The 13,220-nt window shown below is 72.3% G+C and carries 9 protein-coding genes and 1 pseudogene; all 10 read right to left on the reverse strand.

Annotation, left to right across the window (positions count from 1 at the left end):
- Positions 1-242 precede the first annotated feature (242 nt).
- Positions 243-1,181 (reverse strand): replication-relaxation family protein, encoded by a 939-nt coding sequence (locus AC0693_RS35270; RefSeq protein WP_478804123.1) that lies wholly within the window; start codon positions 1,179-1,181, stop codon positions 243-245.
- Positions 1,178-3,751, reverse strand: a complete 2,574-nt coding sequence (locus tag AC0693_RS35275; RefSeq protein ID WP_478804124.1) for an ATP/GTP-binding protein — start codon at positions 3,749-3,751, stop codon at positions 1,178-1,180. The genes AC0693_RS35270 and AC0693_RS35275 overlap by 4 nt, the downstream gene beginning before the upstream one ends.
- A complete protein-coding gene (locus tag AC0693_RS35280) occupies positions 3,727-4,353 on the reverse strand; it encodes a hypothetical protein (protein ID WP_478804125.1) in 627 nt (208 codons plus the stop codon). Before AC0693_RS35280 ends, AC0693_RS35275 begins: the two co-directional genes overlap by 25 nt.
- Complete coding sequence (locus AC0693_RS35285; RefSeq protein WP_478804126.1) at positions 4,350-5,462, reverse strand: C40 family peptidase; 1,113 nt, start codon at positions 5,460-5,462, stop codon at positions 4,350-4,352. The genes AC0693_RS35280 and AC0693_RS35285 overlap by 4 nt, the downstream gene beginning before the upstream one ends.
- Positions 5,459-7,894 carry a hypothetical protein gene (locus AC0693_RS35290; RefSeq protein WP_478804127.1) on the reverse strand — a complete coding sequence of 812 codons (2,436 nt, stop codon included), beginning with the start codon at positions 7,892-7,894 and terminating at the stop codon, positions 5,459-5,461. Before AC0693_RS35290 ends, AC0693_RS35285 begins: the two co-directional genes overlap by 4 nt.
- A gap of 32 nt (positions 7,895-7,926) precedes the next feature.
- Positions 7,927-10,497 (reverse strand): ATP-binding protein, encoded by a 2,571-nt coding sequence (locus AC0693_RS35295; protein WP_478804150.1) that lies wholly within the window; start codon positions 10,495-10,497, stop codon positions 7,927-7,929.
- The gene (locus AC0693_RS35300; RefSeq protein ID WP_478804128.1) at positions 10,497-11,003 is read right to left on the reverse strand and encodes a hypothetical protein; all 507 of its coding nucleotides are present in this window, start codon (positions 11,001-11,003) and stop codon (positions 10,497-10,499) included. The genes AC0693_RS35295 and AC0693_RS35300 overlap by 1 nt, the downstream gene beginning before the upstream one ends.
- Complete coding sequence (locus AC0693_RS35305; RefSeq protein ID WP_478804129.1) at positions 11,000-11,314, reverse strand: hypothetical protein; 315 nt, start codon at positions 11,312-11,314, stop codon at positions 11,000-11,002. Before AC0693_RS35305 ends, AC0693_RS35300 begins: the two co-directional genes overlap by 4 nt.
- Entirely contained in the window at positions 11,311-12,378 is a 1,068-nt protein-coding gene (locus AC0693_RS35310; protein ID WP_478804130.1) for a conjugal transfer protein, read from the reverse strand. Before AC0693_RS35310 ends, AC0693_RS35305 begins: the two co-directional genes overlap by 4 nt.
- Before the next feature lie 323 nt (positions 12,379-12,701).
- Positions 12,702-13,220, reverse strand: a pseudogene (locus AC0693_RS35315) (tetratricopeptide repeat protein); the annotation flags it as partial.

Here is a 13,220-nt window from a genome sequence, read left to right on the forward strand (position 1 = left end):
CCGTCATCGTCATCGGCACCCACTGATCCCCGCCGTCCGGGAACGCGTCTCCCAGATCGGTGCGGTCGGCGACGCAGGTCTGCTGGGGTTCGTGCGGGCAGCGATGCTCAAGCTGTTCACGAACAGGCCGAGCCTGCGGCTCCGGTGGCCATCGGAGATCGCTTTGAGCTTCGAGGGGTCGGGCCATGGAGTTTGGCGACGGAGAGGGTCGGCGGGAGAGCGATCAGCGGTCGGGCAGCCCTTCACAGGGTGGTCCATCCGCGCGGTTCGGCGCTCCCCGTCAAGGGTGTCCAGACGGGGGCCTGGGGTCCCTGTTCCTCGAGGTCTTCGAGGATGGCGGCGCCGAGGGGAATGCGGGTGGCCATGCGGGCGACGAGTTCGTGGCCGGCGGCCATGCTGCGCAGGTCGGTGATCCGGTGGGTCAGGGTGGTGTGGGAGGCGCCGGTGAGGATGAAAAGGATGCGGGGGAAGCGGGGGTAGACGTGCTGCCATGCGAGTAGGGCGCTCTGGCCCGCGACGGTGCCGCGCCGTCCGGTGGGCTGGGGGGTGTAGCTGTGGAAGCGGGCGTAGGTGATGAGCTTGCGGGCCAGGCGCTCGCTGCTCATGGTGGCCCGGTCGATTTCCACGAAGGCCCGGTACTGGAGTCGGCGGGGGCTGGTGGCGGTGTAGTGGAATACGGCGTCGGCGATCAGCCGGTCCTCGCCCCCGGTGTCGGGGAGCCGGTGGGTGACTTCGGGGACCCAGTCCAGCGGCTGGTACTCGTCGCCGCGGGCCCGGGCGTCGGTGAGGAAGGTGAGGTGGGCGCGTGCTCCGGTGAGGATGTGGCCCGCGCGCAGCCGGGCGGCTGCGGGGGAGTGGATGGGGGTGGCGCTGCGGCCGCGGAGTTCGGGCCAGTCGGCGACGGTCTGGTGCCCGGCCGGGGTGAGGAAGTGGGCCTGCATGCTGGTGGAGAGGGTGGTGTGGGTGATCAGCCCGTCGTCGCGCAGCGGTGCGAGCACCTTGTGGATCTTGCGGGGTGGCAGGTGCGGGGCGACCATGGTCCGGATCTGAGCGCTGGTCAGCAGTCGGTGCTGTGCGATCAGGGCCATGGCCTGGCGGGCGTGGCTGTCGCCGCTTGCGGGCTGGGCTTCGGTGCTGTCGGTGATGCGCGCGGGGGTCATGCTGCTGGCGGTGGTGGTCATGCGTACTGCTCTCCCGACGTTGCGGCGGTGGGGGCTGTAGATCGGGGTGTGAGGAACGCGGTGACCCGGTCCTGCTGGGTCGTCGCTGTCCTGGTCCGCTGCCCCAGGGACAGAGCGCCGGTGGCGCGGTGCGCGGCCTTATGAAGCGCTTTGACCTCTTGGGGTCGGGCGAGTGGGCCGAAGACCTCTACGAGGGTGGGGCCGCGCAGGGGGAGGGGACCGATGCGGTTGCCGTCGATGGTGAAGCTGGCGTAGTGCTGCCAGCGGGGCAGGGCTGCGATGTCGGCCGGGGTGACGGCGGTGCCGGGCCACTGGGCGGTGATCTGGGCGATGGCCTCGACCGACCCCGCCGTGGTCGACAAGCAGCTCGCGTTCTGCATGAGCGCGGCCCGGGTGGCGGGGCCCAGACGGTGCAGGAGCTGGGTCATCCCGTGCAGGCGGCACCCGAACTTGCGGAGCTGCTCGGTGATCGCCGCGAGCACGGTGCCCTGGTCGAGGCTGATCATCTCGTCCAGGTAGAACCGGAACGGCCGCCGCCTCTTCTCGGGCAGGTCGCGGCGGGAGAGCCCGGCGCGCAGGAAGTCGTGGACGACCAGGGAGATCAGCAGCCGGTCGGTGGGCCCGGTGCCGGGCGGGCAGATCCACAAGATCTTTCCGTCGTCCATCGCCCGCCGGATGTCGTACCCACTGACTGGGCACCCCAGGAACCCTCGGACCACAGGGGAGGCCCCCAGCCGCTCCAGCGGGTTGAGCACCGTCATCAGCCCCTCACGGGGCAGGTCGGGGAACTGCTGGGTCCACCACCCCTGCGCGTCCTCCTCCAGTACCGCGACCACCGCCTTCCGGAACTGCGGGTTGGTGAGCAGCGCGCCGATCTGGAAGACGGTCGCCTGCGCTTTCGGCTGCCGTGCGGCGACGGCCCGGACGTTGACGGCCACCAAGGCCTCCACCGCCTTGGTCAGGATGGTCAGGGCACGGGGCGCGGTGACATCCCCCCAGCCCAGCGCTCCGGCGAAGGCCTCGACCACCGCCGCACACACCTCGTGCGGCACTCGGCGGTCCTGGCTCATGTCCAGGAGGTTCCAGCAGCCGAGCCGGTCGCTGTCGGCGCGGACGGTCAGGTCGAACAGCGCGACACGGCCGATGAGATCGTCGTGAGCGAGGTAGGGGGCGACATCGGCGAACGAGTCGCCGTGCGGGTCCACGAACGCCAGCCCACGCCCGTTATAGGCACTGGCCACGGCCTGGACCTGGGCCTTGGTGGTCTTGCCCCAGCCCGCCTTCCCGGACTGCACCTCGAACAACGTGTCGTCCTCCGGGGTCGCCAGCAGCCGCTCGCGGCCGTCCGGCCCCCGGTACCAGCCCTGAGGCACCAGGTCCGCCCCGTGCTCGTAGGTGGGGACCTCGCTCTCCATCAGCGGCACCCGCGCGCCGGCGGTCACCGGCTTGAGGAACCCGGCAAGTTCGTCGATGCGCGCCCACCCGCCGCGGGCGGGGCGCATGAGTGCGTGCTTCCACTGCTCGTCGAAGCGGCCGCGCCAAGGCCGCCTGTCCGGCCCGACCCGCAGGGGACCCAGTGACCAGCCCAGCGATGTCATCCGGGAGGGACCGGCGTAGACGTCCATGGCCGCACTGACCCGGGCCAGACGCGCCTGCGCGCGCTCGGCGTCCTGCGAGGCGCACCGGATGAGGATCTGCACCCGCACCAGGCCAGGGGTGTGCTCCAGCTTGCCCAGCACCTTCTCCCGGCCGGTACGGCGCGGCTGCGGCGACATGACCATGCGCCCCTGGCTGCCCTGCGGATCCAGCAGCCTGCCCATCGCCGAGGTGAAACTGTCCTCACTCGCACGAGTCAGCCACCGCGCATCACGCTGCGCTTCGCGCCGGGCCCTCTCCCGGTCACGCCGCATCGCGGTGGTGCGGCGCAGGGCGAGCTGCCAGCGGGACGCGGGGGAGAGGTCCACGCACACCTCGGCGACGTCGCCCAGGTCGGCCCGGACATCACTGACCGCGTCCAGCAGCGGCTGCAGCGGATCCGGATCCAGAGGAACTTCCCGCAACCGTGACCCGGGCTCCCCGTGCAGAGTGAGCACCGCCCGTACGACGTGGGGACGGTCCGCAACCGGGATGGGCGCGACCCCACGCACCCCGACCCGGGGCCCGAAGGGTGTCCGGGCCAGCAGCGTGTACGCGCTGGCGGGCGCCTCGATCCGGTAGGTCATGGCGCTGACCCCGTCAGCGCGCAGCCGGACCCTCACCGACCGCGCGCGCCGCGGCGTCCACCACGGCCCGGAGCCGGCCGCCCGCACCAGCTGCATGCCCTGACGCCAGATCTGCTCACGGTCGGCCTCGAACCCGGCCGTGGGCACCAGCTCGAGGTACGCACGCTGAGCCAGCGCCCGGCGCGCAGCCCATCGCACCAGGCACTCCCAGCCCGTCCACACGGCGGCGGCGGACAGGACCAGCCACCAGGAGTTCACCGCGATCCAGTCGGCCGCCCCGCTGACGGAGTCCAGGACCGTGGTGAGGGGGTCGTGCGCGCTGGTCATCCGGATGAGCTGCGGTTCCATTGGTGTCCGTTCTGTACGTAGGTGAGGGTGGCCGGGCGGTTGTCGAGGTAGGTTCCGGCGGGGTCGGCTCCGGCCCAGACCAGCCGCACCACCGCCCGCACCCGGCCGTCCGCTGGCTCGGGTTCGCGGCGGGCGGTGGCCGCCTGGATCCGGACCTTGCTGTATCTGGTCGTCTCCGCCAGCCACGCGCTGCGCCCCGCTTCCACCAGCGCGCGCTCGTCTGCGGGCGGCAGGTCGGGACGGCTGGCATGGTCCAGGGCCTGCTGGATGAGGGGGTCGGCTTCGGGTCCGGATTCAGGCGGGGGGAGTTCAGCGCGCGTGCTGCCTGGTACGGGTGCCAGCCCCTGCCGCGGGCTGGTCTCGGGCCCGGCTCGTGGGGAGGCCGGCGGCGGTGGGGCGGGTGTGCCCGAGGGCGCGCTCGGATCAGAGCGGACCGCCGGTGCCGGTACGGGTACCGGTGTTGGCGCCGTCGCCCGGTATGGGGCGGCCTGCGCAGCGGGGTCGTCCTGGTGCAGGCTCGCGTGAGAAAGCAGCGTTCCGGCGGCGGCGAGGGCGAGCGCGGCGGCGATCAGGCGGCCGCCGCTCCACCAGGGGCTGTTCACAGCAGCCTCGTTCCGCCTGCGTAATCGGGCATGGCGTTGACGGGGTCGATGGCCACGGGGCGGCCTGGGCGGGGGGCGTTGATCATCTGTCCGTCGCCGAGGTAGATCCCGACGTGATGGATGGTGGAGTCCGCGGTGGGGCTGTACCCGTAGAAGATGAGGTCGCCGGGCTGCAGCGCCTGGAATCCGGCTGAGGCGGGGATCCGCCGTCCGACGCCGGCCTGCTCGGCGGCGGTGCGCGGCAGATTGACCCCGGCCTGAGCGAAGGCGTACTGGGTCAGCCCCGAGCAGTCGAACCCGACGATGGTGCGCCCGTCCTGACCGCGGGGCGAGCAGCAGACCCCGGTGGAGGGCCCTTCCGGTCCGCCGCCGCCCCACGAGTAGGGGATGCCCGTCTGGGCGAGTGCGGCCTGGATGACGGTTCCCGCGTTGCCGGTGGCGGTGGAGGGGGTGGCGCCGAGGGCGTCGTAGCGGTAGATGCCGCTGGTCACGTCGTCCACGTAGGCCCAGGACAGGTTGTAGGTATGGATGGCGGCACGCAACTGCTCGCGGTCGGTGAGGTCACGGCCGTCACCGCACAGGTAGATCGCCGCGGCCAGGGCCTCGTCATCCGCGTTGTGCGGGGAGACGACACCGTCGCCGTTGGCGTCCCGCCCGTAGGTACGGAAGGTCTCCGGGAGGAACTGGAACGGGCCCACGGCCCGCTCGAAAGCGGTGTCGCCGTCCCATGCGCCGTGGTCGGTGTCGGGGATCGCGGTGGTGTTACCGCCGGCGCCGGAGCCGTCCAGTCGCAGGCCGATGATCGGCGGGGTGACGTCCCCGTTATCGGCGACCTGGTGTCCGGCGGCGTGATCGGACTCCACGCGGGCGATGCCCGCGAGGATCTGCCACCGCATCCCCTTGCAGTCAGGTGAGTACGTGGTGACCTGCGAGGCTCCGGTGAGGTAGGCGGTCAGCATTCGCTCGGGGATCCCGGCCGCGGCCGCGTCCACCTGGCCCTGCCCGTTGTGCTGGCTGGCAGCGGCAGCCATGAGCAGGACCGGCGCTGTGCAGCATGCCGCGGCCGCCATCAGCAGGATGGCCAGGCACCCGATTTTCCGCTTCCTCACGGGCGGTCACCTTCCTGGTCGCCTCGCACGTTCCGGCGCCGCCGCTTCATCGCTTCACGCAGCCGCTCGGCGTCCGCGGCCCCTTGCTCGGGGCTGGTGCTGGTCCGGTTCGCGGCCGGACGTCCACCGTTTCCGTTGCCGGGCCTGCGCGTAGGCGTGGGCCAGGGCGAGGGCGGAGGTGTGGGCCCGGGTGCGCGCGTGGGTGTGGGCCATGGGGTGCTCGGGGGCGTTGTCGTCCGTTGGGCCGCGGGCCCGCCGCCCGGGTTCGAGGTACGGGTCCGGCCTCGAGCAGCCGCGGAGTTAGGGGGAGGGGTGGATGCGCTGGTGGGGTGGAGGGGGCGGCTGGCTGTGGTGCGGGGGCCGGTTGCACGCGCTGCGGTGGGGGTGGAGGTGTAGATGGTGGCGCCGATCGCGGCGTCGCGGACGGTGCGGCCGGTGGCGGCCGCGCCCTGGCCCACGGCCTGACTTACGCGCACGGCGCCGGTGCCCACGGGCTGCCATCCCGCGCCGTCTTCGCGGAGCCGGTTCATGCTGACCCGCAGCTGGGTGCGGGCGTCGTCGGTGATCTCGCTCGCCATGCCCTTCGCGGTGTGCAGGGTGCGGGGCAGACCGTAGGTCGACCCGTACGCGGCGCGCCCCAGGCGGTGGGCGATGCGGTATCCGCGCAGCCGGGACGCCTTGCCGTGGATGCGGGAGGCGAGCAGGGGGCGGTCGGTGGCCGGGTCGTGCAGCACCTCGCCGGTCCACTGGTCCACCTGGAGTTCGCCCTGCGGCGTCCTCGGACCGCCGGCCCTGGCGCCCAGTACCGCTTGAAGTGCCTGGGAGGCTGGGTGGCGGGGTCCGGGCTTGGGCCCGATGAGAGCGGCGTGGGCGCCGCGCATGGCCAGGGAGACCGGGGCCAGCCCGGCGCGCAGCGCACCGCGCGCCTCGGCGAGCGTCCGACTGCCGGGGGAGAAAGGCGGGCTGCCGTGGTGGCCGTTCATGCCGAGGGCCAGTCCGGCGCCGCGGAATCCCATGCCGGAGAGACGGGCGTACTGCATGCGCAGGGCCATGCGCTGCCCCAGCGAGGTCGCGGCGCCCGCGATCCGCTTGTGCAGGACGAAGAACGCGACGGCCATGGCATCGAGGAGAAGCAGGTGCTCGACCATCACGTCCGGGCCGGCGTCGGCGAGCAGCGCACCGGCCGCGATGCCGAAGAGCGGCAGTCCTATGGCGGTGGCGAAGGTGATCAGCGCGCTGCTGACCAGGACACCAGTCCAGCGCCACAGCAATGTCCGGGTGGCGCCGGGCAGCATCGCCAGTACCCACACCACCGGCCCGGCCCCGGCCGCGGCGGCGTCCGCGCCCTGCGCGCCAAGCATGAGCAGTCCCATGGATACGACCATGGAAGCGACGACCAGGCAGGCGATCAGCAGGGCCAGCGCCGCGAATGACCGGTCCCAGCTCGCCTGCTTCGCGTACGTGGCGGCCGCTTTGCCGGTGGGCCCGGCCTTTTCCAGGTCCGTCATCAGGGTGTTCAGATCGCTGGAAGTGCTGGGTACGTCCTCCTTCTCGTGGCAGTAGTCCTTGGCCGGGCCGGGCAACTTGTCGCAGCGCTTGCCCGCGTCCGCCCGGCGGGTGTCGCTGTTCTTGATCCAGTTCAGGTGTGCCTGGTAGGCGGCGGGGTCCGTCTTAGGGTCGAGGATCTGCCCGTACTGCAGGAGCATGAACGGCTTGACGACCAGAGCGTCGGTCAGAGCGTCCTGGACCGGCCGCACGACCTGCACGCCGGAGGCCGCGCAGGCACCGCGCCCGGGTCCGGTGACCAGGTCACACGGATCCGACGACGTGCTGCCGAAGTAGCTGTTCGTCGTGATGGCGGCGACCTCGACCGCGGCCTGGTGGGTGACATCGAGGGGGCCGCCCCGGCCGAGCAGGTAGTCCGGGCGGACGAACGCGCTCGCGGCCAGCGCCCCGATCAGCAGCGTCGCGGCGATCTGCCCGAACCCGCTCCCCGACTTCCCCCGCATGAACGTCACGAGGCCGAAGATGAACCCCCACTCCAGTGCCATGCCCTTGAGTCCAAGGGCGTCGACGACGTGGGTCTGGTAGGCGTCGGCGAGGTGCTGGGAGGGGCCGGTGAGCAGGGCCAGGACCGGGAAGCGGAAGACGAATCCGATCAGCCAGCAGCACATGCCGACCAGCAGCCGCGCCAATGTGAACAGCCCGGACATCACCAGCACCTGGAGCTGGGAGAGGACGTCGAACATGCCGCCGTCGTCGGCCTGCACCTGGTAGGCGTCCAGCCGTCCGCCTTCGGCGGTCATCACGTTGAACGGCGCGAGCAGCCCGCCACCACTCTTGCCCGAGTTGCCGTCCGCGGCCGCGGCCACCACCGTGCTGGTCACCAGGAACACCACGGTGAACACCACGATGGTCACGGCGGCACGCATGGTGCCACGGTCGAACCGGCGGAAGCGTGCGGTCACTGGGCACCCCCGGCCGTTGTGGCCGCAGCCGCGCCTGTGCGTCCGGGGGTGGTGAAGACTCCGGCGCGCAGTCGCTGCACGTCGGGCACCAGGACTTGGATCCGGCCGGTCTGCATGCGCGGGTCGCGTAGCAGCATCTCGCCCTCGCGCCCGGCCTGCCCGACGGGGGACAGTCCGGTGGTCACCAGCCGCAGGAGGTCTTCGTCGTCGCCGTCCAGGCCGAGAAACTTGAGCCCTTCGGCGGCGCTGGTGCGGTCGCTGGTGCGGGCGAGGTAGCGGTAGGCGATCAGGCCTGCGTCCTGGCCGAGTTCGCGCCGGTTGTGGGCGCCGAGGAAGACTCCCGCGCCGTGCTTGCGTCCGTCGTGCAGGATCTCGTGGACCAGTGCCGATCCCTCGGCCGATGACGTCAGCCAGTACACCTCGTCCAGCGAGACCAGGCAGAACCGGTCCGGATTGGTGAAGGCGGCCTGGCGGGCGATGGCGGCCAGGAGGTAGAGCACCGCGCGCCCGATCAGCGCTTCCAGGGGCTGCTGGCGCAGTACGTCCATGTCGGCGAAGGCCTCGCGCGGCGGCAGGGTCAGGCCGGCAGTGGTGACCACGACCATGTCCGCGCCGATACCGCCCGCCAGAGTGACCACCGGTAGAGCAGGGTCGAACACCATCGCGGCCAGCGGATTGGACGCGACGATTCGCAACAGGTCGGCCATCGTGGCCGCCACATCCGCGCGGCTGCCCTCCCCTTCCGCCAGGCGCGTGAGGGCCTCGAAGACTTTTCCCATGGACGGGTCGGGTCCGGCGCTGACATCCTCGACGGCGTGGTGAAGGACGGCGCCGGCCGCTGTCATCGGCCCGACACCGAGCTGCAGCGTCAGGTAGGACAAGGCGTAGTGCGCGCCGACCGCGCCACCGAACGCGCGCAGGGGGTCGACTGACACCTGTGCCTGGGCGGCGTCGATGATCTGGCAGCGCTGTCCCATCGCGGTTCGCGCGAAGGTTGCCCACTCGCGGACGGGGGTGCGGTCGATGACGATGGCTTGCCCGCCCCGGTCCACTACCGCGCCGGTGATCAGCTTCTGGAGCACGGACTTTCCGGCGCCGAGGTCGCCGATGACGGCGCTGGAGGCGCTGGCGTTGACCTGGGGGGCGTCTGCAGGATTGAGGAGTACGGGGCGGATGGTGCCGCAGTCCAGGTCGCGGCCGATCAGGATCCCGGTCGGGTCGCCGACGCGCGGCAGCGTGAGTGCGCCGCACGCCGCCCAGTCCTGCGACAGCTGATGCTGCGTGAACTGGAGCAGCTTCGGCGCCCGCACACCGCCCGGCAGGCCGAGCGTGAACAGATCCTCCTGCATGCCGATCGGGCGCATCGCCCGGTAGTCGCCTCCCGCCAGCGCCGCGGCCAGCTCTCGAGCGCGTGCGTCACAGGTGGCCGGGTCCGGCCCCCACACGGTGAGGACGGTGACGGACTGGACCTCTACCTCCACCGAAGTCTGTGCCATCCGGGCGTCCTGCTCTTCGAGGTCTCCGGCCGCCTCCGGCAGCGAGTGCGGCATTCCGGTGGGCTGGGCGCCGTACTGGCCGGCCTGGTCGAGGAGTTCGCGCTTCTTGCGCTGGACCTGGGCCCGGGCTTTCTTCGCAGCGACGATCCGCAGGTCGACGGTGACATCGACGGGAAAGGGCAGACCCTCCAGCTGAGCCAGGACGTCGGCGGCCTCCGTGGTGACGGCGGGCGGGAGTTCGGCGAGGACGAGGTGGGCCTGGTAGCCGGTCCCGGCCGCAGATTCGGCCTGCAGCCACAGGCGGCCCAGCGGCGACGCAGCCGCAGCCGTCCGCCACCACGGCCCGCCGCGCTGCTTGCCCGTCCCGGCCGCCTGCTGGTCCTGCCCGCCTTCGGCCAGCCGGACCTGCCCGAGATCCGCGTACGAGGGGGAGCGGAGCTGTCCGTCGTGCACCCGGCTGCCGTAGAGCGGGCTGCCCTGCGCATCCGACAGCAGCGGCTCCTCCAGCCCGCGGTGCACGGCGTGCTGAACGATCCACACGACTTCCGCGGGAGAGGCCGGGCGCAGGCCCATGCCTCCGCCCAGGGATGCCTGCAGCCGCGTGGCTTCCTCCCGTGCTGCCCGAACCTCGCTCTCCGGCACGGGCACAGGAGCGAGACCGAAGGCGGCGCTTGCTTCCGCGTACATGGCACCCAGGACGGTGGCGGCCGTGCCTGCACGGCTGGGCAGGGGGACGGCCAGCCAGACGGTCCGCTCGTGCATCTCCCGCCCGTCCAGCAGATCCACACCGGCCGCACAGACCTCCGCCCACGCCGGCAGACGCACCCAGTCGAGCCCGTCCACCATCCGCTCGGCGACCTCACCAGGATCCGTCCGCGCAGCCAGGACGAACACGCGCGGCTGCAGGCCGGGCATCGACCGCACCAAAGAGGCAATACGGCCGAGGAGTTCCTGGCGCACCTGCGCGGGGAGGTATCCGCCGGCCAGCGGCTCGACTCGCCACAGGGCCCACACCCCGCCCGACGGCGTCCACAGCAGATGCCCGGCGATATGCCGGATCGGGGTGCGCATCATGCCGCCACCCTCCCTGCCACGGCGGTCCTGGCGAGCAGCCGGTCCAGGCCGGAACCGGCTGCCCGCACCCCCGCGACCACAGCCACGGCCTCGCGGGCCGCGACGGCAGACGGAGCCCTGGCAGGGGCGGGCTCGATGACGAACCGCCCGCCCCAGTAGGAGGGCGCCCGGTCCCGGGCCGCGCGCCCGCTGATCCGGCCCGCGGGGTGACGGGTCAGGACCAGGACGGCGCCGAGCAGCGCGGTGAACGGGTTCTGCCCGGCGATCTGCGCACCACGCACCGCCCATACCGACACCAGCCACAGCACGACCGGCACCGGCCCAGCCCACGACCACCACGAAAACGTCTCGATCAGCAGCAGCGCACCGCCGCCCAGGACAACCAGTTGCGCGGGCGTGTAGGGGCCGAACCACATGACCCAGTCCCCGAGTTTGCCCAGCACCCACGGGTGGCGCCGCGCCCCGGTGTACGAGCGGACGACCCCGCCGGGCTGCCCGTTCACAGCACCGCTCCGCGGTCCGGGCGGGGCGGGTCGATGACGAGGACCGCGGAGCCCACACTGTTGGCCGGGTGGTTGATCTCATCGGACACCGAATCCGAGAGCCCCTCGCGCGCCTTGTAGATGCCCAGGGCGATGACCATCGCAATGACCGCGCCAATGGCCGCCTTCATCGACATCTGGCGGGCGATCGTGACCAGTACCAGGACGAGCAGCGCGGCGATCAGTGCGCCGCTGCCCCAGTCGGTGACGGTCTTGATCAGGGAATCGCCCAGAGCGTCGAGCTTCCCGGCAAGAACTACCGTCGGCGTCATCGCACACCTGCCGACGCGGACGGGGCGGGGGAAGAGGTGGGGGCGCCGGTGTCCAGGGCGCTGACTTCCCAGCGTCCGGCACGGGCGGTCATCTCCAGCCGGTACACCAGCGGCCACCGCGTTCCGGCCCGGTCCTCAGCCATGACCCGGACCCGCACCCGGACGCGGGGGCCGTCGGCGGGAACGTCTTTGGAAGCGGCCCGCTCGCTGTCGGCGGCGACGTCCTCGACGTCCGTGCGCACGTACGCGCCTGCGGGCGCCGACAGGTGAAAACCGGGCGACAGGTAGCGGTCCACTCCCGCGCCCTGGGCGCCGGTGAGGTAAGTCCGCAGGAACTCACCGACGGTCGTGGCGAGCACCTGGCCGGCGGGGACCGTCCGGCTGTAGGGCGAGACGGGAGCGGGGGCGGCGCTGGGGGCCGCGACTTCGGCCGGCGCTCCGGTCACAGTCAGCGGCCCCCCGCCGGTGCCAGCAGTGCCACCGGTGCCGGACACCGCGAAGTACCGCACGGCCGGAGCGGTCTCCGGAGCACGCGACGCCGAAGCAACGGCCCGCGTTGCAGGAGGCGAGATGTCGGTGAGGGCGGCGACCAGGACCGTCCACCCGTCGCGCGTGGACGCCGTCCGCACCGGGACGACTCGCACCGCGCCCGGCAGCGCTGCCTCGCTCCGCGAGCGGGTGGGCAGGTCCGCGGCCGGAGCCATGGCGCGTACGGCCGCGGCCGCCGGGCTGTCGGGCGTCGCGGAGTCGGCGCGCAGCCACAGCTCGACGAACAGCGCGGCGGTACCGGCCGGGTCAGCGACGGCACCGGGCGCGCTGGGGGTCGTGTGCGTGGCGGGGGCGGCCTGGGCGGTGGAGCCCGGGGCGGCCAGACCGGTGAGGACGGCGGCCAGGGCGAGGGGGCCTGCGGCCAGAGCGGTCCATACCCCGATGCGGGCGAGGCGCGGGCCGCGCGGCGCGGGGCCGCTGGCCGGGACGGTCTCGGGGCGCGAGCGGCGCAGCGGCCGCGACGCGGCCGATGGACGGGGGGCTGGCCGCAGATTGCCGCGTGGTTCTGGAGTCATTGAGGTTCCCATTCGTGGAGTGCTGGAACTGCTTGCACTCCACGAAACGGCGGGCACCTCACCCACCGACTCACCAGCACCAGCCCTTGGGGGTCACGGGCTGACAACAGCTCGGCTGGTGAGTTCACCGGTGAACTCACCAGCCCGGTGGTGAACCTCCCCAGTGCAGGTCACAGCCCTACAGGCGAGAAACTCACCAGCTCTTGCGGGTGCACCGGCGGGAGTTCACCACCCCGCTCACCGGCTGCACTATCCAGCGCTTCGTCTCCACCCGCTCGATGGCCGTCCCGCACTGGCTTGGTTCTGGATCTCACGAACGATCGTTATCGAACACTGTCAGCGTCCCCCGCCTTCCCCCGCCAGTAGGCGAGGTTGTGCCGGGTGATGAGGGTGTTGGGGTGGTCGGGGCCCTGTACCCGCAGCTCCTCCAGCAGCTCGGCGAGAGCAGCACTGGCGCTGGCCGCGTCCCCCGCCTTCACCCGCCAGTAGGCGAGATCATGCCGGGCGGCGAGGGTGTTGGGGTGGTCGGGGCCCTGTACCCGCAGCTGGTATTCCAGCAGCTCGGCGAGAGCGGCGCTGGCGCCGGCCGCGTCTCCCGCCTTCCCCCGCCAGTAGGCGACATCATGCCGGGCGGCGAGGGTGTTGGGGTGGTCGGGGCCCTGCAGCCGTAGCTGGTCCTCCAGTAGCTCGGCGAGAGCGGTGGCGGCGCCGGCCGCGTCCCCCGCCGTACCCCGCCAGTGGGCGAGATCATGCCGGGCGGCGAGGGTGTTGGGGTGGTCGGGGCCCTGCAGCCGTAGCTGGTCCTCCAGTAGCTCGGCGAGAGCGGTGGCGGCGCCGGCCGC

This window comes from Streptomyces sp. NPDC043876 (assembly GCF_056435825.1).